This is a genomic window from Delftia lacustris (assembly GCF_040267515.1).
Classification (GTDB): Bacteria; Pseudomonadota; Gammaproteobacteria; order Burkholderiales; family Burkholderiaceae_C; genus Comamonas; species Comamonas tsuruhatensis.
In genome coordinates, this window is the sequence record NZ_CP141274.1 from 5,414,371 (window position 1) to 5,435,988 (window position 21,618).

At 67.7% G+C, this 21,618-nt stretch carries 24 protein-coding genes; 17 read left to right on the plus strand and 7 right to left on the minus strand.

The genetic code is table 11. The features are described from left to right. The first annotated feature begins 72 nt into the window (after positions 1-72). A complete protein-coding gene (gene purM / locus U6958_RS26240; protein WP_074921603.1) occupies positions 73-1,125 on the plus strand; it encodes a phosphoribosylformylglycinamidine cyclo-ligase in 1,053 nt (350 codons plus the stop codon). A gap of 17 nt (positions 1,126-1,142) precedes the next feature. Further along, positions 1,143-2,201: an AI-2E family transporter gene (locus tag U6958_RS26245; RefSeq protein WP_016448979.1), complete on the plus strand. Its 1,059-nt coding sequence runs from the start codon at positions 1,143-1,145 to the stop codon at positions 2,199-2,201. A 19-nt stretch (positions 2,202-2,220) separates the two neighbouring features. Here the strand turns inward: U6958_RS26245 and U6958_RS26250 are convergent, their stop codons facing one another. Together U6958_RS26250 and murJ are read right to left on the minus strand one after the other, a co-directional pair. After that, on the minus strand, positions 2,221-3,066 hold the full coding sequence (locus tag U6958_RS26250; protein ID WP_016448980.1) for a SirB1 family protein: 846 nt from the start codon (positions 3,064-3,066) through the stop codon (positions 2,221-2,223). A gap of 50 nt (positions 3,067-3,116) precedes the next feature. Next, entirely contained in the window at positions 3,117-4,682 is a 1,566-nt protein-coding gene (gene murJ / locus U6958_RS26255) for a murein biosynthesis integral membrane protein MurJ (protein ID WP_074921696.1), read from the minus strand. 181 nt (positions 4,683-4,863) lie between these two features. Here murJ and rpsT point away from each other — a divergent pair, with 181 nt between their 5' ends. Then, positions 4,864-5,163, plus strand: a complete 300-nt coding sequence (rpsT, locus tag U6958_RS26260; RefSeq protein ID WP_016448982.1) for a 30S ribosomal protein S20 — start codon at positions 4,864-4,866, stop codon at positions 5,161-5,163. A 239-nt stretch (positions 5,164-5,402) separates the two neighbouring features. Here rpsT and U6958_RS26265 read toward each other — a convergent pair whose 3' ends face one another. Then, complete coding sequence (locus U6958_RS26265) at positions 5,403-5,720, minus strand: DUF3579 domain-containing protein (RefSeq protein ID WP_012204103.1); 318 nt, start codon at positions 5,718-5,720, stop codon at positions 5,403-5,405. 349 nt (positions 5,721-6,069) lie between these two features. On the opposite strand from U6958_RS26265, the gene U6958_RS26270 reads away from it, so the two are divergent. The 4 genes from U6958_RS26270 (at position 6,070) to U6958_RS26285 (ending at position 8,911) form a co-directional block, all read left to right on the plus strand. Continuing rightward, positions 6,070-7,266, plus strand: coding sequence for an aspartate aminotransferase family protein (locus U6958_RS26270; protein ID WP_016448983.1), 1,197 nt, complete (start codon positions 6,070-6,072; stop codon positions 7,264-7,266). A gap of 10 nt (positions 7,267-7,276) precedes the next feature. Then, complete coding sequence (gene argF, locus U6958_RS26275; RefSeq protein ID WP_016448984.1) at positions 7,277-8,209, plus strand: ornithine carbamoyltransferase; 933 nt, start codon at positions 7,277-7,279, stop codon at positions 8,207-8,209. A gap of 41 nt (positions 8,210-8,250) precedes the next feature. Then, a complete protein-coding gene (locus U6958_RS26280) occupies positions 8,251-8,469 on the plus strand; it encodes a hypothetical protein (protein ID WP_016448985.1) in 219 nt (72 codons plus the stop codon). A 94-nt stretch (positions 8,470-8,563) separates the two neighbouring features. Continuing rightward, complete coding sequence (locus U6958_RS26285; RefSeq protein WP_016448986.1) at positions 8,564-8,911, plus strand: YkgJ family cysteine cluster protein; 348 nt, start codon at positions 8,564-8,566, stop codon at positions 8,909-8,911. Between the two features lie 50 nt (positions 8,912-8,961). On the opposite strand, the gene U6958_RS26290 is transcribed toward U6958_RS26285, so the two are convergent. From U6958_RS26290 to U6958_RS26300, 3 genes are read right to left on the minus strand one after another with little or no spacing between them, the layout of a single operon-like run. Continuing rightward, positions 8,962-9,156 (minus strand): hypothetical protein, encoded by a 195-nt coding sequence (locus U6958_RS26290; protein ID WP_016448987.1) that lies wholly within the window; start codon positions 9,154-9,156, stop codon positions 8,962-8,964. A gap of 14 nt (positions 9,157-9,170) precedes the next feature. Beyond that, entirely contained in the window at positions 9,171-11,114 is a 1,944-nt protein-coding gene (locus U6958_RS26295; protein WP_074921604.1) for a ferrous iron transporter B, read from the minus strand. After that, positions 11,111-11,458, minus strand: a complete 348-nt coding sequence (locus U6958_RS26300; RefSeq protein ID WP_074921605.1) for a FeoA family protein — start codon at positions 11,456-11,458, stop codon at positions 11,111-11,113. Before U6958_RS26300 ends, U6958_RS26295 begins: the two co-directional genes overlap by 4 nt. A gap of 195 nt (positions 11,459-11,653) precedes the next feature. Between U6958_RS26300 and U6958_RS26305 the strand changes: the two genes are divergently transcribed. After that, positions 11,654-11,974 carry a YkgJ family cysteine cluster protein gene (locus U6958_RS26305; RefSeq protein WP_026062772.1) on the plus strand — a complete coding sequence of 107 codons (321 nt, stop codon included), beginning with the start codon at positions 11,654-11,656 and terminating at the stop codon, positions 11,972-11,974. A gap of 24 nt (positions 11,975-11,998) precedes the next feature. On the opposite strand, the gene U6958_RS26310 is transcribed toward U6958_RS26305, so the two are convergent. Beyond that, positions 11,999-12,469 (minus strand): Lrp/AsnC family transcriptional regulator, encoded by a 471-nt coding sequence (locus U6958_RS26310; RefSeq protein WP_016448991.1) that lies wholly within the window; start codon positions 12,467-12,469, stop codon positions 11,999-12,001. A gap of 138 nt (positions 12,470-12,607) precedes the next feature. Here U6958_RS26310 and U6958_RS26315 point away from each other — a divergent pair, with 138 nt between their 5' ends. The 9 genes from U6958_RS26315 (at position 12,608) to kynU (ending at position 21,615) form a co-directional block, all read left to right on the plus strand. Then, entirely contained in the window at positions 12,608-14,047 is a 1,440-nt protein-coding gene (locus U6958_RS26315) for an amino acid permease (RefSeq protein WP_074921606.1), read from the plus strand. Between the two features lie 75 nt (positions 14,048-14,122). Further along, on the plus strand, positions 14,123-15,328 hold the full coding sequence (locus U6958_RS26320) for an amino acid aminotransferase (protein WP_198818677.1): 1,206 nt from the start codon (positions 14,123-14,125) through the stop codon (positions 15,326-15,328). Continuing rightward, positions 15,325-16,185 carry a tryptophan 2,3-dioxygenase gene (gene kynA, locus U6958_RS26325; RefSeq protein ID WP_016448994.1) on the plus strand — a complete coding sequence of 287 codons (861 nt, stop codon included), beginning with the start codon at positions 15,325-15,327 and terminating at the stop codon, positions 16,183-16,185. The genes U6958_RS26320 and kynA overlap by 4 nt, the downstream gene beginning before the upstream one ends. A 40-nt stretch (positions 16,186-16,225) precedes the next feature. Then, positions 16,226-16,603, plus strand: coding sequence for a RidA family protein (locus tag U6958_RS26330; RefSeq protein ID WP_013803668.1), 378 nt, complete (start codon positions 16,226-16,228; stop codon positions 16,601-16,603). 105 nt (positions 16,604-16,708) lie between these two features. Beyond that, positions 16,709-17,329: a LysE family translocator gene (locus U6958_RS26335; RefSeq protein ID WP_012204091.1), complete on the plus strand. Its 621-nt coding sequence runs from the start codon at positions 16,709-16,711 to the stop codon at positions 17,327-17,329. Between the two features lie 12 nt (positions 17,330-17,341). Then, the gene (locus tag U6958_RS26340; RefSeq protein ID WP_016448995.1) at positions 17,342-18,127 is read left to right on the plus strand and encodes an AraC family transcriptional regulator; all 786 of its coding nucleotides are present in this window, start codon (positions 17,342-17,344) and stop codon (positions 18,125-18,127) included. Positions 18,128-18,226: 99 nt separating this feature from the next. Beyond that, positions 18,227-19,624: an amino acid permease gene (locus U6958_RS26345; protein ID WP_016448996.1), complete on the plus strand. Its 1,398-nt coding sequence runs from the start codon at positions 18,227-18,229 to the stop codon at positions 19,622-19,624. Between the two features lie 4 nt (positions 19,625-19,628). Continuing rightward, positions 19,629-20,258 (plus strand): arylformamidase, encoded by a 630-nt coding sequence (kynB, locus tag U6958_RS26350; RefSeq protein ID WP_034365333.1) that lies wholly within the window; start codon positions 19,629-19,631, stop codon positions 20,256-20,258. Between the two features lie 52 nt (positions 20,259-20,310). Next, positions 20,311-21,615 carry a kynureninase gene (gene kynU / locus U6958_RS26355; protein ID WP_016452599.1) on the plus strand — a complete coding sequence of 435 codons (1,305 nt, stop codon included), beginning with the start codon at positions 20,311-20,313 and terminating at the stop codon, positions 21,613-21,615. Positions 21,616-21,618 lie beyond the last annotated feature (3 nt).

Here is a 21,618-nt window from a genome sequence, read left to right on the forward strand (position 1 = left end):
CCTGCCGGCGGCCGGCGCCGTAGAATCCCGGGGTTCCAGCCCGGCCTCGGGCCTACCGCACCGTACCCATCCATGAGCTCTTCTGCCCCCTCCTCTACCCCGATCTCCTACAAAGACGCCGGCGTCGACATCGTCGCTGGCGACGCGCTGGTCGAGCGCATCAAGCCGCTGGCCAAGAAGACCATGCGCGAAGGCGTGATGGCCGGCATCGGAGGCTTCGGCGCACTGTTCGAGGTGCCCAAGCGCTACAAGGAGCCCGTGCTGGTCTCGGGCACCGACGGCGTGGGCACCAAGCTCAAGCTGGCCTTCGAGTGGAACATGCACGACACCGTCGGCATCGACCTGGTGGCCATGAGCGTCAACGACGTGCTGGTCCAGGGCGCCGAGCCCCTGTTCTTCCTCGACTACTTCGCCTGCGGCAAGCTGGACGTGGACACGGCCGCTGCCGTGGTAGGCGGCATTGCGCGCGGCTGCGAGCTGTCGGGCTGCGCACTGATCGGCGGTGAAACCGCCGAAATGCCCGGCATGTACCCGGCCGGCGAATACGATCTGGCCGGCTTTGCCGTCGGCGCCGTCGAAAAGTCCAAGATCCTCACGGGCCAGAGCGTGGCTGCTGGCGACGTGGTGCTGGGACTGGCCTCGGCCGGCGTGCACTCCAACGGTTTCTCCCTGGTGCGCAAGTGCATCGAGCGCGCCGAAAGCCAGGGCAGCCTGCCCGACACGCTGGACGGCAAGCCGTTCAAGCAGGCCATCATGGAACCCACGCGCCTGTACGTGAAGAACGTGCTGGCGGCGCTGGAGCAGCACCCCATCAAGGCGCTGGCCCACATCACGGGCGGCGGCCTGCTGGAGAACATCCCCCGCGTGCTGCCCGAAGGCCTGGCCGCCCACCTGGATGCCGGCAGCTGGCCCCAGACCGAGCTGTTCGCCTGGCTGCAGAAGACGGCCGGCATCGACGCCGTGGAAATGAACCGCACCTTCAACAACGGCATCGGCATGGTCGTTGTCGTGCCCGCCGAGGCTGCCGAAGCCACGGCCGCCACGCTCGCGAAGCTGGGCGAGACGGTCCACACCATCGGACGCATCGCCGCACGCGGCGAGGGCGAGCCTGTCGAGGTCCGCTGACCACGGGCCCGCAGCGCATGACCCAGCACCTGCCCTCGCCCATCATCTCCCCGCAGCCCGCGCCCACGCGCGGCGTGACGCTGTCCAGCTATGTGCTGATGGCCGGCGCCCTGCTGCTGATCATGTGGCAGGGGCTGCTGCCGGGCATGCTGTGCGTCTGCGTGGGCTTTCTGGTCACGCGCGCGCTTGCCGGGCTGCTGTCACGCGCCCAGCCCAAGTCCCGGCGCGGCTCGCTGCCGCGCTGGACGCAACTGGTGGCAGCCACCATCGTCATTCTTGCGCCGCTGGCCCTGCTCAGCGGCGCGCTGTCGCACACGCGCACCTACATCACCGACGCGCCACAGCAGTACCGCGAGCTGCTCGACTATCTGGCGCACACGGTGCTGGAGCTGCGTGACAAGCTGCCGGCCGACATGGCCGACCAGCTGCCGGACGGCGCACAGGAAATCCAGCACCTGCTGGCCAGCTACCTGGCCGCCAAGGCCGGCGCCCTGGCCCATGCGGGCCGCGCCTGGCTCACCGGCCTGCTCTATGCCTACGTGGGCCTGATCATCGGCGCCCTGGCCGCCGTGCGTCCCATGGTCACGCGCCGCCCGCCCCTGGTGGCAGCGCTGCGCGAGCGCATCCGGCTCATGGGACTGGCCTTCCGCCAGATCGTGGCGGCCCAGTTCTGGATTGCGGCCTTCAATACCTTTCTCACGGCCATCTTCCTTCTGGGCGTGCTGCCGCACTGGAACCTGACCCTGCCCTACACGCCAGCCCTGATCACGCTGACCTTCATTGCAGGCCTGGTGCCCATCGTGGGCAACCTGCTGTGCAATGCGGTGATCACCATCGTGGGCCTGTCGGTGTCCCCTGTGGCCGCCGCCGCCTGCCTGGGCTTTCTGATCCTGATCCACAAGGCCGAGTACGTGATCAACGCCAAGGTCGTGGGCCAGCGCACGCACATGGGCGTATGGGAGCTGCTGGCGGTGATGTTCGTGGCCGAATCGGTGTTCGGCCCTGCAGGCCTGGTGGCGGCTCCGCTGTTCTACGCCTATCTCAAGAAAGAGCTGGAAGCCGTCCGGCTGGTCTGATCAGCCCACGCGCGGGCGGCTACAGCCCTCTCAGCCGCCGGATCACCTCGCGCACGGCCACGGCCTGCGCGCCCTGCTGGGACTGCAGGAAGCGCTCCAGGTCTTCAAGCGCACGCTCGGTCACCCCCCATTGCGCATAGGCCAGCCCCCGGTCCCGCAGGATCTCGGGCATGTCGGGCCGCAGCACGGCCAGCCGGTTGAGCACGGCCACCAGCAGCGGCCAGTCGCGCCGGGCATGGTGGATTTCCTGCAGGTTGCGCAGCATGCGCTCCAGAACGTCGCGCGGCGAGGCGCCCTGCAGGTACATGCCCAGCGGAGCGGCCTCTTCGGCCGACAGGCCCGCGCTCTGCCAGAAGGGCTCCAGCCGCTCGGCCAGGCTGTTGGCCGAAAAGGACTCGCCACTCAACGGGTCCATCACCACCTGCCCCTGGGGCAGGCGCATCTTGACCAGGAAATGGCCGGGAAAGCTCACGCCCTGCGCCGGCAGATCGATGGCCGCAGCCAGCTCCAGCCAGATCAGCGCCACACTGATGGGAATGCCGCGCCGCGTCTGCAGCACATGGTGGATGTAGCTGTTGGCGGGGTCGTAGTAGTCGTTGAGATTGCCGCCAAAGCCCAGCTCGCCGTAGAAGAACTGGTTGAGTCCGCGCAGGCACTGCAGCGGATCGGTTTCGCCGGCCAGGCGCTGGACCAGGCGCACCTGCAGCCGGTCCAGTTCGGCGCTGGCCGCCTGCAGGTCGAGATCGGGCACGGCATCCTGGGCGATGCTGATTGCCGCCTCCATCAGCGGCAGGTGTTCATCGCTTTGCACCAGCGCTGCAAAGTATTGCAGGGCCGTTGGCGTGTCGTCGTAGCTCCAGCTCATGATGCCTTGTGAATTTGCAGCGCCCAGGCCTGCAATTATGCGGGTTCGGGCTAGCGCCGCAGCAGTGCCCGCAGCTTGAGCCCGGCCGCCCACAGCGCGCCAAAGTACAGCAGGGCCGAGGCCGCCATCAGGCCGGCAAGCAGGCCCACGCGCTGCCATCCGTTGGCGCGCAGCGCAATCCAGTCGAAATGCTGGCTTCCCCAGGTCAGCAGCACGGCCAGCAGACTGCTGGCCGCAATCACCTGCAAGGCCAGCCGCCCCCAGCCGGGCTTGGGACGGTAGACGCCCCGGCGCAGCAGCCCCCACAGCAGCCAGCCCGCATTGACCAGGGCCGCCAGGCCGATGGACAGCGCCAGACCCGTATGCGCCATGAAGGGCACCAGCACCAGGTTGAGCAGCTGGGTGATGATCAGCACCACGATGGCGATCTTGACGGGCGTGCGGATGTCCTGGCTTGCGTAGTAGCCGGGCGCCAGCACCTTGATGGCCACCAGGCCCACCAGGCCGGCGCCGTAGCCCACCAGCGCCAGCGCGATCTGGCCCACATCGCTGTCCTGCAGCGCGCCACGGTGGAACAGCGTGGCCACGAGCGGCTCGGCGAAAGTGAGCAGCCCCAACGCGCAGGGCACGGAAAACAGCACCACCAGGCGCAGCCCCCAGTCCAGCATGGCCGAGTAGCGCTCCGAGTCGTCGGCCGCCTTGGCCGCGGCCAGCTGGGGCGTGAGCACCACGCCCAGCGCCACGCCCAGCAGCGCCGTCGGAAACTCCATGAGCCGGTCAGCATAGAACAGCCAGGTCACGCTGCCCGGCTGCAGATAGGAGGCGATCTGGGTGTTGATCATCAGCGAGACCTGGGCCACGCCCACGCCCAGCAGCGCCGGCGCCATCAGCCTGAGGATGCGGCGCACGCCGGCCTCTTGCCAAGCCTGGCGCAAGGCGGCTGGAGAAAACCCGATGCGCGGCAGCAGGCCCAGGCCTGCCAGCGCCGGCAGCTGTACCGCCAGCTGCAGCACGCCGCCCAGCATCACACCGCCGGCCATGGCATAGATGGGCTCTATGCCGCGCGCCTGCAGCCAGGGTGCACCCCAGAAGGCGGCGGCAATCATGGCCAGGTTCAGCAGCACGGGCGTGGCGGCCGAGACGGCAAAGCGCCGCCAGGTATTGAGCACGCCGGACGACAGCGCCACCAGCGACATGAAGCCGATGTAGGGGAACATCCAGCGCGTCATCAGCACGGCTGCGTCATAGCCTTCGGGCGACTGGCGCAGGCCGCTGGCCAGCAGCCAGACCAGCAGCGGCGCGCCGACCACGCCCAGCACGCAGGTCACGAGCAGCACCCAGAACAGCAGCGTGGCCACATGGGAGATCAGCCTGCGCGTGGCCTCCTCCCCCTCCTTGGCCTTGCTGGCGGCCAGCACCGGCACAAAGGCCTGGCTGAAGGCGCCTTCGGCGAACAGGCGCCGAAAGAGATTGGGAATCCTGAACGCGACATTGAACGCATCGGTCAGCGCATTGGCTCCGAACATGGAGGCCATGAGCAGATCGCGCACCAGCCCGGTGATACGGGAGGCCAGCGTCAGCAGGGAAACGGTGGAGGCGGCTTTGAACAGTGACACCGTGGGGAGTGTATGCGCTGGCACGGCCACCGCAGTTGCGTGCCCGGGCGGGCCGGACGGCTCTTGCACTCCGTTGCAACAGGCCCGATTGCGCGGCCTGGGGCCAACAGGCCCTGGAGGGACTGCATGCTATAATCCCGCGCTTCGCCGACAACATCCTCAGACACTAGGAATACATATCATGGCATCCAAGCCCGTAAAGAAGAACCCCCGCCTGGCATCCGGCCGCAAGCGCGCCCGCCAGGACGTCAAGCTCAACGCAGCCAACACTTCGCTGCGTTCCAAGTACCGCACCGCCGTCAAGAAGGTCGAGAAGGCCGTTCTGACTGGCGACAAGGCCAAGGCAACCGAACTGTTTGCCGCAGCCCAATCCGTTCTGGACACGATCGCCGACAAGGGCATCTTCCACAAGAACAAGGCCGCTCGCGACAAGAGCCGCCTGTCCGCCAAGGTCAAGGCCCTGGCAGCCCCCGCCGCCTAATCCACTTAGGCAACCGCACGGATGGCCCCGGCCATCTGCCGTTTGTAACGGGTGCGCTGTCAGCGAACGAGAAAACCGCCTTCGGGCGGTTTTTTTGTGCCTGGACAAAGGCGCCGCCATCGGCAATCGCACCGAAGGAAAAGCCCGGCTCCACCAGCAAAGCGCAGCCGAAAAAAAACGCACCCCAGGCGCGCTTCACATCGGGCGGGAACCGGCCCCGCAAAAAAAAGAAGCCGGCCTCAGCGGGCCGGCTCGTCCGGTATCAGGCAGGCTTCGGCAACCTGCAGGTTGTTGTCCTTGGCGAAATTCAGGCAGAAATCCCAGGCCATGGGCTCGTAGTCGCGCAGGTCGCGATGCACGACCACGCACTTGACGCCGTTGAGCGTTGTGGGAACACACCAGGGCGAGTAGCTCAGGTGGCTGCCGCGCTGGGCACCACCGGGGCGGAACTGGCTCATGACGCCTGCCAGCCGCTCGGCCCAGTCGCTGGGCCGGAAAGTCTTGCCTTCGTGGGTGATGCCCTGGATGAACAGTTCTTTGCTGGAGGGAGAGACCATCAGGATGCGCACCAAAATACGACTTGCGCAACAAGGAGCAAAACAGGCGGCTTGCCAAGGGGCCCAGCACCTTGCCACTTCCTGTTTGCGCAAGTCCTTCAAAAAAGCCAGAGCCCGCAGACAGGATCGCTGCCGGCAGGCCAAGCAGGCATTTTATCTCTTATATAAGAGCTGGACCGTTGTGCAGCGCACTAACCAAGTGTGGCGTAGGTTCATTGCATGGCTGTGATGCGCAAACCGCAACGGTAGGCCATTGCGCGGCCCCTAGAATCGGGCTTCGCTGTTTTTCAGGCATCTGCGGCGGCAACGCCCGGATGCCGTTTACTTTCCAGCTCAGGAGATTTTTGCAATGACCGCTTTCATCGAGGCTGCCTCGCCCCACGTGATGAACACCTATGGCCGCGTACCGATCGCTCTGGAGCGAGGCCAGGGCTGCCGCGTGTGGGACGTCAACGGCAAGCAGTACCTCGATGCGCTGGGCGGCATTGCAGTGAACACGCTGGGCCACAACCACCCCAAGCTGGTGCCTGCGCTGCAGGACCAGGTGGCCAAGCTCATCCACACCTCCAACTACTACCATGTGCCCGGCCAGGAAACGCTGGCCAAGCTGCTGACCGAGCGCGCGAAGATGACCAATGTCTTCTTCTGCAGCACGGGCCTGGAGGCCAACGAGGCCGCCATCAAGATCGCGCGCAAGTACGGCGTGGACAAGGGCATCGCCAAGCCGGTGATCGTGGTCTACGAGCATGCCTTCCACGGCCGCTCCATCGCCACCATGACGGCCACGGGCAACCCCAAGGTGCGCGACGGCTTCGGCCCGCTGCTCGACGGCTTCCTGCGCGTGCCGGTCAATGACTTCGAGGCGCTGCAGCAGGCCACGGCCGGCAACCCCGACGTGGTGGCCGTGATGATGGAGCCCATCCAGGGTGAAGGCGGCCTGCACCCCATGCGCATCGAGTACATGCAGCAGGTGCGCGCCCTGTGCGATGCCAACGGCTGGCTGATGATGTTCGACGAAGTCCAGGCAGGCATGGGCCGCACGGGCAAGTGGTTCGCCCACCAGTGGGCCGGCATCGTCCCCGACGTGATGACCCTGGCCAAGGGCCTGGGCTCGGGCGTGCCCATCGGCGCCGTCGTCGCCCATGGCAAGGCGGCCACCGTGCTGCAGCCGGGCAACCACGGCTCCACCTTCGGCGGCAATCCGCTGGCCATGCGTGCGGGCATCGAAACCATCCGCATCATGGAAGAAGACGGCCTGCTGGCCCATGCCACCAAGGTGGGAGACCGCCTGAAGTCCACGCTGCAAAAGGAGCTGGCCGACGTCAAGGGCGTGGTCGATGTGCGCGGCCAGGGCCTGATCATCGGCATCGAGCTGAACAAGCCCTGCGGCGCCCTGCTGGGCCGTGGCGCCGAAGCCGGCCTGCTGTTCAGCGTGACCGCCGACACCGTGGTGCGCCTGGTGCCGCCGCTGATCATGACCGAGGCCGAGGCCGACGAAGTGGTCGCCAAGCTCAAGCCCCTGATCGTGCAATTCCTGTCCGAATGAGGACCTGCCTATGACTGCCATCAAGCACTATCTGCAGTTTTCCGACTTCACGGCCGACGAGTACGCCTATGTGCTCGAGCGCGCGGCCCTGATCAAGAAGAAGTTCAAGAACTACGAAAAGCACCACACGCTCAGCGACCGCACGCTGGCCATGATCTTCGAGAAGGCCAGCACGCGCACCCGCGTGAGCTTCGAGGCCGGCATGTACCAGCTCGGCGGCTCGGTGGTCCACCTGACCACGGGCGACAGCCAACTGGGCCGCGCCGAGCCCATCGAGGACAGCGCGCGCGTCATCAGCCGCATGACCGACCTGGTGATGATCCGCACCTACGGCCAGGACAAGATCGTGCGCTTTGCCGAGTACTCGCGCGTGCCCGTCATCAACGGCCTGACCAACGAGTTCCACCCCTGCCAGATCCTGGCCGACATCTTCACCTTCATCGAGCACCGCGGCTCGATCCAGGGCAAGACTGTCGCCTGGGTCGGCGACGGCAACAACATGGCCAACACCTGGCTGCAGGCTGCCGACCTGCTGGGCTTCACCGTCCACGTCAGCACGCCGGGCGGCTACGAAGTGGACGAGAAGCTGGCCTTTGGCGGCAAGGCGCCGCGCGAGGGCTGCTACAAGGTCTTCAAGGACCCGCTGGATGCCTGCAAGGGCGCCGACCTGGTGACCACCGACGTGTGGACCAGCATGGGCTACGAGGCCGAGAACGAGGCCCGCAAGAAGGCCTTCGCCGACTGGTGCGTGGATGCCGAGATGATGGCCGCCGCGCGTGCCGACGCCCTGTTCATGCACTGCCTGCCCGCCCACCGTGGCGAGGAAGTGCAGGCCGAGGTCATCGACGGGCCGCAGTCCGTGGTCTGGGATGAGGCAGAGAACCGGATGCACGTGCAAAAGGCACTGATGGAGTACCTGCTGCTGGGCCGCCAGCCGGGCTGATCACGCCCACTCCTTTGGCCCAGGCGCATTCCCTCACACCCATGCACCTGAGCCACGAACACTCCAGACACCGCCTGCAGGCCAAGCGCCCCCAGGCGGTGTTTCCGTTGGGCGGCTGCGCATTGCGCCATCCGCACATTGCACGCCATACGCGCGTGCCCTCGTTCTTCGGGCCGCGCCGGCATTTCGCGGCCCGGGTGCGTGCGCTGTTCGTGCGCATCCACACCTTCTATCTGAAGTTCCTCCAGGGCCATACCTAGGGCCGCACCCCCTCTTCCCAGCCTTATGCGCCGCCCCGGGCACCGGGCGCGGCAAGCCTGTGCGTGCCCTGCTGTCTCCCGAAGAAGAACTTCCATGTCCGAAGCCCTGCATCCCTGCCTGAACTGCGGCGTCTGCTGCGAACACTTCCGTGTCGAATTTTCCGTCTACGAGCTGCGCTCCATGGGCGGCACCGTTCCCGATGAACTGGCCCATGAGGTCCACGGCAACCGCTGGCGCATGAACGGCACCGAGCGCCGCCCCGTGCGCTGCACGGCCCTCACGGGCCGCTGCGGCGAACAGGTGGCATGCAGCATCTACGAGCAGCGCTCATCGACCTGCCGGGAATTCGAGATGGGCACGGACCGCTGCAACGCTGCGCGCCTGGCGCATGGCCTGCCTGCGCTGGATGACGGCGCCCGCATCTGGCTGGCCGCTGCCTGAGCGTGCAACCGGCCGGCGGCCCGGCGACCGGCCTGTCGACCGACCTGGCGCTATGGCTGGCGCCTGTCCGGTGCGCAGCTGTCTCCGCCGCAGGCGCTGCAGCCGCCGCAGCCGCCCCCGTCCTTGGGCGCCAGCGACGGATGCAGCTGACCGGCCTTCAGCCGCCAACGCGCCGGCAGGTAGCGCCAGACCAGGGACACGGCCGCCACCACCACGATCACGCCCACGATGATGTTTTGCCACATGCTCAATGCCCTCCTCAGCCCGCGCCCAGCGCGAGGGCCACGCGGTAGGTGATGAAGCTGGCCAGGTAGGCCAGCGCGAACAGGTAGCCCGTCATCAGCAGCGGATAGCGCCAGCCATTGGTCTCGCGCCGCACGGCCGCCAGCGTGGAAATGCACTGGGGCGCGAACACGAACCAGGCCAGCAGCGACAGCGCCGTGGCCAGGGACCAGGTATGGGCGATCAGCGGCCCCAGCTGCTCGGCCATGGCCTCGTCGCTGGCAGCGGACAGTGCATAGACCGTGCCCATGGCACTGACGGCCACTTCGCGCGCGGCCATGCCGGGCACCAGGGCGATGGCGATCTGCCAGTTGAAGCCGATCGGCGCCAGCACCACCTCCAGCCAGCCGCCGATGCGGCCTGCAAAGCTGTAGCGGATGGCCGCTTCGGTGACGCCATCGGGCGGCGCCGGGTAGCTGGCCAGGAACCACAGCACGATGCTCACGGTCAGGATGATGCCGCCGACGCGGCGCAGGAAGATCATGGCGCGCTCGTACAGGCCCAGGGCCAGGCTGCGCGGGCTGGGCCAGCGGTAGGAGGGCAGCTCCATCAGCAGCGGCGTGGGGCCGGCGCTGCGGCCCACCAGCTTGGCCACGCCGGCCACGGCCATGGCGCTGGCGATGCCGGCCACGTACAGCGCAAACAGCACCAGGCCCTGCAAATTGAAGATGCCGCCCACCGTGCGCTCGGGAATGAAGGCGCTGATCAGCAGCGCATAGACCGGCAGGCGCGCCGAGCAGGTCATCAGCGGCGCGATCATGATGGTCACCAGGCGGTCGCGCCAGCTGGTGATGGAGCGCGTGGCCATGATGCCGGGCACGGCGCAGGCGAAGCTGGACAGCAGCGGAATGAAGGAGCGGCCCGACAGGCCGACCTTGCCCATGATGCGGTCCAGCAAAAAGGCGGCACGCGGCAGGTAGCCCGAATCCTCGAGTGCAAGGATGAACAGGAACAGGATCAGGATCTGCGGCAGGAAGACCAGCACGGCGCCCGTGCCGGCGATCACGCCATCGGCCAGCAGGCTGCGCAGCGCGCCTTCGGGCATGTGCTCGTTGACCAGGGCCGAGACGGCCGAAACGCCGCCCTCGATGCCATCCATCAGCGGCTGTGCCCAGCTGAACACGGCCTGGAACATCAGGAACAGCGTGGCCGCCAGCAGCAGCATGCCCCACAGCGGGTGCAGCACCACGGCGTCGATGCGGTCGTCGCGCCGGGTGTCCACCACGGGCTCCTTGACGCAGTCGGCCATGATGCGGGCCACCTGCTGGTGCAGGGCCAGCACCTGCTCGCGCGCATCGCCCGGGCGGGCCGAGGCCTGCAGCTGCGGCGCCGCCAGGGCGCGGGCTTCGGGGCCGTCCAGCCATTGCAGCAGTTCGCGCGCGCCGTCCTGGCGCACGCCCACCGTGGACAGCACGGGCATGCCCAGGGCGCGTGACAGCGCCTCGCGGTCGATATCGATGCCCTGGCGCCTGGCCATGTCGCTCATGTTGAGCACCAGCAGCATGGGCAGGCCCAGGCGCTGGGCCTCCAGCACCAGGCGCAGGTTCAGGCGCAGATGGGTGGCGTCGGTGACGCAGACCAGCAGTTCGGGCGGCGCCTCGCGCGCATGGCGACCCGAGACGATGTCGCGCGTGATGCGCTCATCCTCGCTGTGCGCATGCAGGCTGTAGGTGCCCGGCAGGTCCAGCACGCGCACGCGCCGGCCGCTGGCCGTGCTCAGCCAGCCTTCCTTGCGCTCCACGGTCACGCCCGCGTAGTTGGCCACCTTCTGGCGTGCGCCGGTCAGCAGGTTGAACAGCGCCGTCTTGCCGCAGTTGGGGTTGCCCAGCAAGGCCAGGCGCAGTGCGGAATCACCGCTGCCGCCGCCGCCCTGGGCAGGCTGCAGCGGCTGGATGAGTTTGGGAGAGGACGACGCGCTCATGCCACCGCCTCCGGCGCCACGCGCACCAGGGCCGCCTCATGGCGGCGCAAAGCGAACGTGGTCTGGCCCACGCGCACGGCCAGCGGGTCGTCGCCCGGAAAGCCCGCGGCCAGGATGCGCACGGGCTCGCCGGGCAGAAAGCCGATCTCCATGAGCCGCAGCAGCAGTTCCTGCTCGCTGGCATCGCGTGCGGCATGGAGCTCGACCACGCGCGCCGATACCTGGCGGGGCAGGGCATCAAGGGTGATGGCCGTGGTGGCAGCAACGGCGGCAGAGGAGGACATGGGAGGCGCGGACAGCGTGGACGGAGCCGCAGCGTCCGTCGCGGGGTTCATCGAATGCATGGCGTGTTGTATCAATTGATTTTTATTCTCATTTTGATTTTGATCGAACCCGGGCGGCGGGACCGCGCATGGTATCGGAGTGCGGGACAGGGTTTTGCGTTCCCGGCTTTGCCCCCTGGCGGGCCCAGGCGGGCGGCGCGCGGCACAATGGCGGCCGACGCCGACACGGCCTTTGCGCACTCCCCTCCCCACGCCATGACCCATCCCTGCCTGAGCTGCGGCGCCTGCTGCGCATCGTTTCGCGTGGACTTTTCCGTGCACGAGTCGCAGGCGCAGGGCGGCCGCGTGCCAGCCGGGCTGGCCGAGGAAGTCACCGACCACACCTGCCGCATGCGCGGAACCGACTGGGCGCGTCCCCGCTGCGCGGCCCTGGTCGGCAAGGTGGGCGAGAAGGCCCATTGCGGCATCTATGAATGGCGCCCCTCGCCCTGCCGCGAGTTCGCCGCCGGCAGCGATGCCTGCAACCGCGTGCGCGTGCGCCATGGCATGCAGGCGCTGGACAGCGGCCTGCTCTAGCAGCCTGCCAGGCGCCACCAGCCGTCATTCCACCGGCAGCCCCGCCAGCTGTCCCTTGAATTCCTGCAGCGAGAAATGCGTGTGCACCTGGCGCACGCCGGGCAGCCGGTGCAGGCGGCTGAGCAGCAGATCGGAATAGGCGTCGAGATCGCGCGCCACGACGACCAGCAGGAAGTCCTCCGGCCCCGAGATGCCATGGAACATCACGACCTCGGGAATGGCGCAGACCGCTTCCTGGAAATGGCGCGAGGACTCCTCGTTCTGGTGGTCTATGCCCACCATCACGAAGGCCAGCACGCCAAAACCTATGGCGCGCCGGCTCAGCGCGGCGTGGTAGCCGGTGATCACGCCCTCGTCCTCCAGCCGCTTGATGCGCCGCCATGACGGTGACTGCGACAAATGCACACGCTGCGCCAGCTCACCCGAGGTCAGCCGCGCGTTGTCCTGCAGGGCGCGGATCAGCAGCCGGTCCGTTCTGTCGATGTCGATTGGCATAAACCACCTATGAATTCATGTTTCACAGAATAACTTATCCAAGATCAAGTCGATTTAGGGATAACTACTAAACGTCCCGCGAAGGCCGTCCATAGCATCCGCCTCCGAAGCCCCCCACAGCAACGGAGACAACAACCCATGCCAGCCTTCGAAGACATCGTCCAGCGCGAAGCCGGACTCCAACAGCAGCTGTCCGCCGGACAGATGACCATGATCGCCATCGGCGGTGCCGTCGGCACCGGCCTGTTCCTGGGCAGCGGCTTTGCCATCGGCTTTGCCGGGCCCAGCGTGCTGATCAGCTATGCCATCGGCGCAGTGATCTCGCTGCTGCTCATGGGCTGCCTGGCCGAGATGACGGTGGCCCACCCGACCTCGGGCTCGTTCGGCGCCTATGCCGAGCACTACATCAGCCCGATGGCCGGCTTCATGGTCCGCTATGCCTACTGGGCCTGCGTGGTGCTGGCCGTGGGCACCGAGGTGACGGCCGTGGGCCTGTACATGGGCTACTGGTTCCCCGAGGTGCCGCGCTGGGCCTGGGTGGTGATCTTCTCGGGCGCGCTCATCGGCGTGAACATGATGAGCGTCAAGGCCTTCGGCGCCGTGGAGTACAGCTTCTCCATGATCAAGATCATCGCCATCGCGGCCTTCATCGTGGTCGGCGCCTGGGTGGTGTTCGGCGCCCGTCCGGACGGCGTGGGCTTTGCCAACTACGTCAACAACGGCGGCTTCTTTCCCAACGGCCTGTGGGGGACCTGGGTGGGCGTGATCATCGCCATCTTCAGCTACCTGAGCATCGAGATGATCGCGGTGGCCGCCGGCGAGGCCAAGGACCCGCAGCGCGCCGTCACCAGCGCCTTCCGCTCCACCATGGTGCGCCTGGTGGTGTTCTACCTGGCCACGATCGCGCTGATGCTGGCCATCGTGCCGTGGTCGGCCGCCGGCAAGGAGGGCAGCCCCTTCGTCAAGGTGATGGAGATCATCGGCCTGCCCGGCGCGGCCAGCGTGGTCAATTTCGTGGTGCTGGTGGCCGCCCTGTCGGCCATGAACAGCCAGCTGTACATCACCACCCGCATGATGTTCAGCCTCTCGCGCGCCGGCCATGCGCCCGCCGTGCTGGGCCGCGTGAACTCGCGCGGCGTGCCGCTGCCGGCGCTGCTGCTGTCGTGCCTGGGCATTGCCGTGGCCACCCTGTTCAACATCATCAATCCCGAGCAGTCCTTCATGCTGATGATGGCCGTGGCCATGTTCGGCGCCATGTTCACGTGGTTCATGATTTTCGTGACCCACCTGTTCTTCCGCATCCACTGGGTGCGCCAGGGCAACAAGCCGCTGGCCTTTCGCATGTGGGGCTTTCCGGTGCTGACGCTGCTGGGCGCGGCGCTGATGCTGGCCGCCCTGGTGTCCACGCTGTTCACCGACGTATTCCGCCTGACCGTGCTCACGGGCCTGCCCTTTTTGCTGCTGCTGGCCGCCGTCTACGCCATCTGGTATCGCCGGCCGGCCGGCCAGCCCTCCCCTCAGACCCCAACCCCAACCCAGACCCCAACATCCACCCAAGCCCAGGTTCCCGCACGGTGACATCCGGCCTCCCGTTTCTCTCTCTGCCTTAGACACATGACGACTCTTGCCCCCCTCGATACCGCCCGCGCCTCGATGTTCAGCCACGTCCCGCCCTACCCCGGAGATCCCATCCTGTCGCTGATGGAGGCCTTCCAGCAGGACCCACGCGCCGACAAGGTCAGCCTGAGCATCGGCCTGTATTTCGACGAGGCCGGCCGCCTGCCCGTGCTGGACTGCGTGCGCCAGGCCGGCGATGCCCTGGCCCGCGAGCAAAGCCCCAGCGGCTACCTGCCCATCGAAGGCATTGCTCCCTACCGCCAGCTGGTGCAGGACCTGGTGTTCGGCGCCGGTCATGAGGCCGTGCGCAGTCAGCGCATCGCCACCGTGCAGACCCTGGGCGGCTCGGGCGCGCTCAAGCTGGGCGCGGACTTCATCCAGCACTATTTCCCCGGCGCCGAGGTCTGGCTCAGCGATCCCACCTGGGACAACCACCTGGCCATCTTCCAGGGCGCGGGACTGCGCACCCACAGCTATCCCTACTACGACGCGGCCACGGGCAGCCTGCGCTTCGACGCCATGCTGCAGACGCTGCGCGAACTGCCCTCGGGCAGCGTGGTGCTGCTGCATGCCAGCTGCCACAACCCCACGGGCGTGGACCTGTCGCGCGAGCAGTGGCAGCAACTGATCCCGGTGATCGTGGAGCGCGGCCTGATCCCCTTCGTGGACATGGCCTACCAGGGCTTTGGCGATGGGCTCGATGAAGACGCCTGGTCCGTGCGCGCCCTGGCCGACGCGGGCGCCCAGGCCTTCGTGGCCAATTCGTTTTCCAAGAACTTCTCGCTGTATGGCGAACGCGTGGGCGGCCTCAGCGTGGTCTGCAACGACGCGTCCACGGCCGGCAATGTGCTGGGCCAGCTCAAGGCCACGGTGCGCAGCAACTATTCCTCGCCACCCACCCGTGGCGCGCGCCTGGTGCAGCAGGTGCTGGCGTCGCCCGAACTTAGCGCCCAATGGGCGCAGGAGCTGGCGCAGATGCGCGGCCGCATCAAGGACATGCGCGCCCAGCTGCACGGCGCGCTGCATGAACGCTTTGGCGAGCGGCGCGACTTCGGCTTCCTGCTGACCCAGCGCGGCATGTTCAGCTACACAGGCATCACCGAGCCCCAGGTCCACCGCCTGCGCGACGAGCATGGCGTGTACCTGATCCGCTCGGGCCGCATGTGCATGTCGGGCCTGTCCGGCGCCAACGTGCAGTACGTGGCCGACGCCATTGCCACGGTGCTGGAGTCGCCGCAATGAGCGGCTGCCCCGTCCATGGCGGCCTGACCGAGCGCATCGTCGCCGAGGAAAGGGCGCAGCTGGATTTCAGCCAGTCCATGAGCTATGGCGACTACCTGCAGCTGGACGCCATCCTGGGCGCACAGCAACTGCTGTCGCCCACGCATGACGAGTTGCTGTTCATCATCCAGCACCAGACCAGCGAGCTGTGGATGAAGCTCATGCTGCACGAGCTGGGCGCCGCCACGGCCGCCGTGGCGGCCGACCGCCATGCAGATGCCTTCAAGATGCTGGCCCGCGTGAGCCGCATCATGGAGCAGCTGGTAGGCGCCTGGTCCGTGCTGGCCACCATGACGCCTACCGAGTACACGGCCATGCGCCCGTATCTCGCCAGCTCCAGCGGCTTCCAGAGCTACCAGTACCGCTGCATCGAGTTCGCGCTGGGCAACAAGAATGCCGCCATGCTCCAGCCCCATGCCCACCGGCCCGATCTGCTGGCCCAGGTGGAGGCGGCATGGCGCTCGCCCTCGCTCTATGACGAGGCCCTGCGCCTGCTGGCACGCCAGGGGTTGGCCATTCCTGCCGGGCACCTGGAACGCGACTGGACCCTGCCCTACACGGCCAGCCCCGAGGTCGAGGCTGCCTGGGCCCAGGTCTACCGCGACCCGCAGTCGCACTGGGACCTGTACCAGCTCGGCGAAAAGCTCGCCGACATCGAGGACGCCTTCCGCCTGTGGCGCTTTCGCCATGTGACCACGGTGGAGCGCGTCATCGGCTTCAAGCGCGGCACGGGCGGCACGGGCGGCGTCAGCTATCTGCGCAAGATGCTGGACGTGGTGCTGTTCCCCGAAATCTGGTCCGTGAGAACCGCGCTGTAAGGCCTTCCGCCTGACAACAACCACCAAGAACCAAGACACCATGAAGCAAATCATCGACGTGGGACTGCCGCCGCTCAAGCAGCCCTTCTCCTGGGCCGTCAAGGCCAGCGGCCAGATGCTGTTCACGGCCCACGGCCCCGTGCGGCCCGACGGCAGCATCGACACCGGCCCCATCGAACAGCAGGCGCGCCTGACCTTCACCAACCTGCGCAACGCGCTGCAGGCCGCAGGCGGCACGCTGGCGCATGTGACCCAGGTGCTGATCTACATGACCGACGTGGCCGACATGCCGGCCATCGACGCCGTGTACCGCGAGTTCTTCGAGGCGCCCTATCCCAACCGCTCCAGCATGGGGATTTCGGCGCTGGTGGTGCCGGGCATGAAGCTGGAGATCGTGGCCTACGCCATGCTCCCCTAGAGGCTGTGACGGACATGCCGGCGCCCCGCAATTGCGTTCAATACAGGGCCGGCGTGCGGGACGAGACTGCGTGCCTTGTGCAGTCCTGCGTCCGCGCGAAATCTCATGTCCTCCTCGCTGCTCGCCATGGGCGTCTTCACCCTCGTGGGCGCCATCACGCCCGGCCCCGTCAATGTGCTGGCCCTGCGCCACGGCGCAGCCCGCTCGCGCCTGGTCTCTGCCGCCTATGTGCTGGGCGCCAGCGCCAGCTATGCGGCCGTGGTCTGGGTCATGGGCCAGGGAGCACAGTGGCTGCTGCAGACGCTGCCGCAGCTGTCCACGGCCGCACAGTGGCTGTGCGCCGCCTATCTGCTGTGGCTGGCCTGGCGGCTGGCCAATGCGCCTGTGGGCCAGGCCGGTGCGCAGCAGCAGGCCGGATCGCAGCGCACGCTGCAGGCCTTGCTGCAAGCGCTGTTGCAGGGCACGGCCGTGCAGACGCTCAACCCCAAGGCCTGGCTGGTGGCGCTGGCCGGCGTGGGCCTGTTCGTGCTGCCCCACGCGAATGCGCCGTGGGCGCTGCTGCAGTTTTGCGCCATCTCGCTGCTGGCCTGCCTGGTGGGGGTCGGCAGCTGGGCGCTGCTGGGCCAGCTGCTTTCGGGCTGGCTGCGCACCGAACGCCGCCAGCGCCTGTTCCACCGCCTGCTGGCCCTGCTGCTGGTCGCCAGCGTGGCGGCCATGCTGGCATGATGGCTGGCCGCCATGACTTCAGCCTCTCCCCACCGATTCCACCGCCATCCGGCCGCTCCCTGGGCCGAGCTGCGCGACAGCGCGCGCTCGCCGCATTGCTTTCGGCTGCACATGCATGCCGAGTACTCGATCGGCATCGTGGACGCGGGCCGCACCGTGTTCCACCATGCCCACGGCCCGCAGCCCGTGGAGGCGGGCGGCGTGGTGCTGATCGAGCCCGGCGCCTGGCATGCCTGCAATCCCGACCCCGGCGCGCCATGGTCCTACCGCATGCTGTTTGTCGATGCCGACTGGCTGCACGCGCGGCTGGGCGTGGCCGCGCTGCGCTTTCCCCGGCGCACGCTCACGGATGCGGACATCGCCCGCCTGGTGGATGGCCTGTGCCGCCCCGTCGATGGCGCGGCCGCCGCCGACCGCCTGGCCCTGGGCCTGGAGCACCTGCTGGACCGCTGTGCCCAGCCCGCAGCCTTGCCCCTGCCCGGCGATGCGGCGGCCCTGGCCCCCGCGCTGCAGCGCCTGCATGCAGGACCCGATGCAGGCCTGACCGTGCAGTCCCTGGCCCAGGAATGCGGCATGAGCGCCACGCGCTTCATCCGCCGCTTCAAGGCGGCCACGGGCATGACGCCCGGCAGCTACCGCCTGAACCTGCGCATCAACGGCGCGCGCCGCCTGCTGGCCACGGGGGCGGCGCTGTCCGATGCGGCCTATGCCATGGGCTTTGCCGACCAGGCCCACCTGCAGCGCGCCTTCAAGGCCCACCATGCGCTGACGCCGGGCTGCTACGCACGCGGAGCCTGAGCCGGACCCTCCCATGGTTTTGCAGCGGCCAGCCCGGGGCCGGCGGTGAAAGCGCAGATACTTACGCCTTCCGCTTTCAGCCCCCAACCGCCGCGCACCATGGCCGCCTTCCAAGACATTCAGCAACGAGAAACCGGCCTGCGCCAGCAGCTGTCCGCCGCCCAGATGGTGATGATCGCCATCGGAGGCGCCATCGGCACCGGCCTTTTCATGGGCAGCGCCTTCGCCATCGGATTCGCCGGCCCCAGCGTGCTGGTCAGCTACGCCATCGGCGCGCTGATCTCGCTGCTGCTCATGGGCTGCCTGGCCGAGATGACGGTGGCCCATCCGACCTCGGGCTCGTTCGGCGCCTATGCCGAGCACTACATCAGCCCGATGGCCGGCTTCATGGTCCGCTATGCCTACTGGGCCGCCGTGGTGCTGGCCGTGGGCATGGAGGTGACGGCCATAGGCATCTACATGGGCTACTGGTTCCCCGACGTGCCGCGCTGGATCTGGGTGGTGGTGTTCTCGGGCGCGCTGGTGGCCGTCAACGCCAGCAGCGTCAAGGCCTTCGGCCAGGTGGAGTACGGCTTTTCCATGGTCAAGATCATCGCCATCGTGGCCTTCATCCTGATCGGCGCCTGGGTGGTGTTCGGCTCGCAGCCCCAGGGCATCGGCTTTTTCAACTACACGGCCGATGGCGGCTTCTTCCCCAAGGGCCTGTGGGGCACCTGGGTGGCCGTGATCATCGCCATCTTCAGCTACCTGAGCCTGGAGGCCGTGGCCGTGGCGGCTGGCGAGGCCGAGGACCCCAAGCGCGCCATCACCCGGGCCTTTCGCACCACCATGGCGCGCCTGGTGATCTTCTACCTGCTGACGCTGGCGCTGATGCTGGCCATCGTGCCCTGGCAGCAGGCCGGCACGGACAAGAGCCCCTTCGTGAAGGTGATGGAGATCATCGGCATCCCGGGCGCTGCCAGCATCATCAACTTCGTGGTGCTGGTGGCCGCGCTGTCGGCCATGAACAGCCAGCTGTATGTGACCTCGCGCATGATGTTCAGCCTGTCGCGCGGCGGCTATGCGCCCTCGGTGTTCGGGCGGCTGAACAGCCGCGGCGTGCCCGTGGCGGCGATTGCCATCTCCTGCCTGGGCATTGCCGTGGCCGTGGCCGTGAACCTGTGGAAGCCCGAAGGCTCGCTGCTGTGGATGATGTCCGTGTCCATGTTCGGCGCCATGTTCACCTGGTTCATGATCTTCGTGACCCATCTGTTTTTCCGCGCGCGCTGGTCGCGCGAGCATCCAGGCCAGCGCCTGCAGTTCCGCATGTGGGGCTATCCGCTGTTCACGCTGGCCGGCGCCGCGCTGATGCTGGGCGTGATCGTCACCACCTATTTCACCGAGGTCTTCCACATGACGCTGCTCACGGGCCTGCCCTTCCTGGGCCTGCTGGCCCTGGTGTATGCGCTGTGGTACCGGCCGCGCGCACAGGCCGCCCGAACCGCCCCGAAGGAGTGAAACCATGACCCGCAGACTCTGGGACATCTCCCCGGCCGTGCAGGCCGCCAGCCCCGTCTTTCCCGGCGACACGGCCTACAGCCAGCAATGGTGCGCCACCATCGGGCCGGGCTGCCCGGTCAATGTCAGCGCCATCACGCTGTCGCCCCATGTGGGAGCGCATGCCGATGCACCGCTGCACTATGACGCGGACGGCGCCAGCATCGGCCATGTGGACCTGGACGCCTTCCTCGGCCCCTGCCGCGTGATCCACGCCATCGGCAAGGGACCGCTGGTCGAATGGAAGCACATCGCCCACGCCGTGGAGCATCTTCCGGCACGCGTGCTGGTGCGCACCTACGAGCGCGCCCCCGCCACCTGGGACCAGGAACTGGCAGCCTATGCACCGGCCACGGTGGAGCGGCTGGCCGACCTGGGGGTGAAGCTCATCGGCATAGACACGGCCAGCATCGACCCGGCCAGCAGCAAGAGCCTGGACAGCCACCAGGTGATCCGCCGGCGCGGCCTGCGCGTGCTGGAGAACCTGGTGCTGGACGAGGTGGCCGAGGGCGACTACGAGCTCATCGCCCTGCCGCTCAAGCTGGTCGAGGCCGATGCCTCGCCCGTGCGCGCCGTGCTGCGTGCCCTGGCCTGATTCCCGGGCCGCACCTTTCGCCTTTCGCCTTTTCCATACCCAAGGAGACCCCGTGACGAGCCTGCAAGACTGCCTCACCCTCGATGCGCAAGACCCGCTGCGCGCCCTGCGCGACCAATTCACGCTGCCCGAAGGCGTGATCTACCTTGACGGCAATTCGCTGGGCGCCAGCCCCCGCGCCGCCGCCGCGCGCGTGGCCGAGGTGGTGCAGCAGGAATGGGCCCAGGGCCTGATCCGCTCGTGGAACGATGCCGGATGGATCAGCCTGCCCCAGCGCCTGGGCGACCAGTTCGCCCCCTGGCTGGGCGTGGGCGCGGGCGAGCTGGTGTTCACCGACACGGCCTCCATCAACCTCTACAAGGTGCTGACGGCTGCGGCCCGCATCGCGCGCGAGGACGCTCCGCAGCGCAAGCGCCTGATCAGCGAGCGCAGCAACTTCCCCACCGACCTCTACATCGCCCAGTCGGTCTGCCAGGAATACGGCCTGGAGCTGGTGCTGCTCGAACCCGAGGAGATTGCCGATGCGCTGACCGACGAGGTCGCCATCTGCATGCTCACCCATGTGAACTACCGCACGGGTGCCATGCACGACATGGCTGCCGTGACGGCTGCCGCGCAGGGCAAGGGCATTCTCTGCGTCTGGGACCTGTGCCACAGCGCGGGCGCCGTGCCTGTCGATCTCAAGGGCGCGAATGCCGACTTCGCCATCGGCTGCAGCTACAAGTACCTCAACGGCGGCCCCGGTGCGCCGGCCTTTGTCTGGGCCCATCCGCGCCTGATCAACCGCTTCTGGCAGCCGCTGTCGGGCTGGTTCGGCCATGCCGAGCCTTTCAAGTTTGTGCCGGACTACCACCCGGCCCAGGGCATACAGCGCTACCTGTGCGGCACCCAGCCCATGGTCAGCCTGAGCGTGCTGCAGTGCGGCCTGGACGTGTTCACTGCCGTGGAGCCGCTGGGCGGCATGGACGCGCTGCGCAACAAGTCGCTGGCGCTGACCGACCTGTTCATCGCCCTGGTCGAGGAACGCTGCCAGGGCCACGGCCTGGGCCTGGCCACGCCGCGCGAGCACGGCCGGCGCGGCTCCCAGGTCTGCCTCACGCGCGAGGAAGGGCTGGGCGTGGACGGCAAGGACAGCGGCGCCTATGCCATCGTGCAGGCGCTGATCGCGCGCGGCGTGATCGGCGACTTCCGCAAGGGCGACGGCACGGGCCTGCACAAGGACATCCTGCGCTTCGGCTTCACGCCGCTGTACGTGGGATTCGAAGATGTCTGGCATGCCGTGGAGCACCTGCGCCAGGTGCTGGAATCGGGCGAATGGCGCAAGCCGGAGTTCAACCGCGTCAATGCGGTGACCTGAAGC

Excerpts from the sequence above, each read along its gene's own strand:
- U6958_RS26300 (WP_074921605.1), bottom strand. The coding sequence starts at position 11,458 with ATGCATTCGATGAACCCCGCGACGGACGCTGCGGCTCCGTCCACGCTG.
- U6958_RS26330 (WP_013803668.1), top strand. The coding sequence starts at position 16,226 with ATGAAGCAAATCATCGACGTGGGACTGCCGCCGCTCAAGCAGCCCTTC.
- argF (WP_016448984.1), top strand. The coding sequence starts at position 7,277 with ATGACTGCCATCAAGCACTATCTGCAGTTTTCCGACTTCACGGCCGAC.
- U6958_RS26245 (WP_016448979.1), top strand. The coding sequence starts at position 1,143 with ATGACCCAGCACCTGCCCTCGCCCATCATCTCCCCGCAGCCCGCGCCC.
- U6958_RS26335 (WP_012204091.1), top strand. The coding sequence starts at position 16,709 with ATGTCCTCCTCGCTGCTCGCCATGGGCGTCTTCACCCTCGTGGGCGCC.
- U6958_RS26290 (WP_016448987.1), bottom strand. The coding sequence starts at position 9,156 with ATGTGGCAAAACATCATCGTGGGCGTGATCGTGGTGGTGGCGGCCGTG.
- kynA (WP_016448994.1), top strand. The coding sequence starts at position 15,325 with ATGAGCGGCTGCCCCGTCCATGGCGGCCTGACCGAGCGCATCGTCGCC.
- U6958_RS26340 (WP_016448995.1), top strand. The coding sequence starts at position 17,342 with ATGACTTCAGCCTCTCCCCACCGATTCCACCGCCATCCGGCCGCTCCC.
- U6958_RS26265 (WP_012204103.1), bottom strand. The coding sequence starts at position 5,720 with ATGGTCTCTCCCTCCAGCAAAGAACTGTTCATCCAGGGCATCACCCAC.
- U6958_RS26345 (WP_016448996.1), top strand. The coding sequence starts at position 18,227 with ATGGCCGCCTTCCAAGACATTCAGCAACGAGAAACCGGCCTGCGCCAG.
- U6958_RS26310 (WP_016448991.1), bottom strand. The coding sequence starts at position 12,469 with ATGCCAATCGACATCGACAGAACGGACCGGCTGCTGATCCGCGCCCTG.
- rpsT (WP_016448982.1), top strand. The coding sequence starts at position 4,864 with ATGGCATCCAAGCCCGTAAAGAAGAACCCCCGCCTGGCATCCGGCCGC.
- U6958_RS26280 (WP_016448985.1), top strand. The coding sequence starts at position 8,251 with ATGCACCTGAGCCACGAACACTCCAGACACCGCCTGCAGGCCAAGCGC.
- purM (WP_074921603.1), top strand. The coding sequence starts at position 73 with ATGAGCTCTTCTGCCCCCTCCTCTACCCCGATCTCCTACAAAGACGCC.
- U6958_RS26270 (WP_016448983.1), top strand. The coding sequence starts at position 6,070 with ATGACCGCTTTCATCGAGGCTGCCTCGCCCCACGTGATGAACACCTAT.
- U6958_RS26295 (WP_074921604.1), bottom strand. The coding sequence starts at position 11,114 with ATGAGCGCGTCGTCCTCTCCCAAACTCATCCAGCCGCTGCAGCCTGCC.
- U6958_RS26305 (WP_026062772.1), top strand. The coding sequence starts at position 11,654 with ATGACCCATCCCTGCCTGAGCTGCGGCGCCTGCTGCGCATCGTTTCGC.
- U6958_RS26250 (WP_016448980.1), bottom strand. The coding sequence starts at position 3,066 with ATGAGCTGGAGCTACGACGACACGCCAACGGCCCTGCAATACTTTGCA.
- U6958_RS26315 (WP_074921606.1), top strand. The coding sequence starts at position 12,608 with ATGCCAGCCTTCGAAGACATCGTCCAGCGCGAAGCCGGACTCCAACAG.
- kynB (WP_034365333.1), top strand. The coding sequence starts at position 19,629 with ATGACCCGCAGACTCTGGGACATCTCCCCGGCCGTGCAGGCCGCCAGC.
- U6958_RS26285 (WP_016448986.1), top strand. The coding sequence starts at position 8,564 with ATGTCCGAAGCCCTGCATCCCTGCCTGAACTGCGGCGTCTGCTGCGAA.
- U6958_RS26320 (WP_198818677.1), top strand. The coding sequence starts at position 14,123 with ATGTTCAGCCACGTCCCGCCCTACCCCGGAGATCCCATCCTGTCGCTG.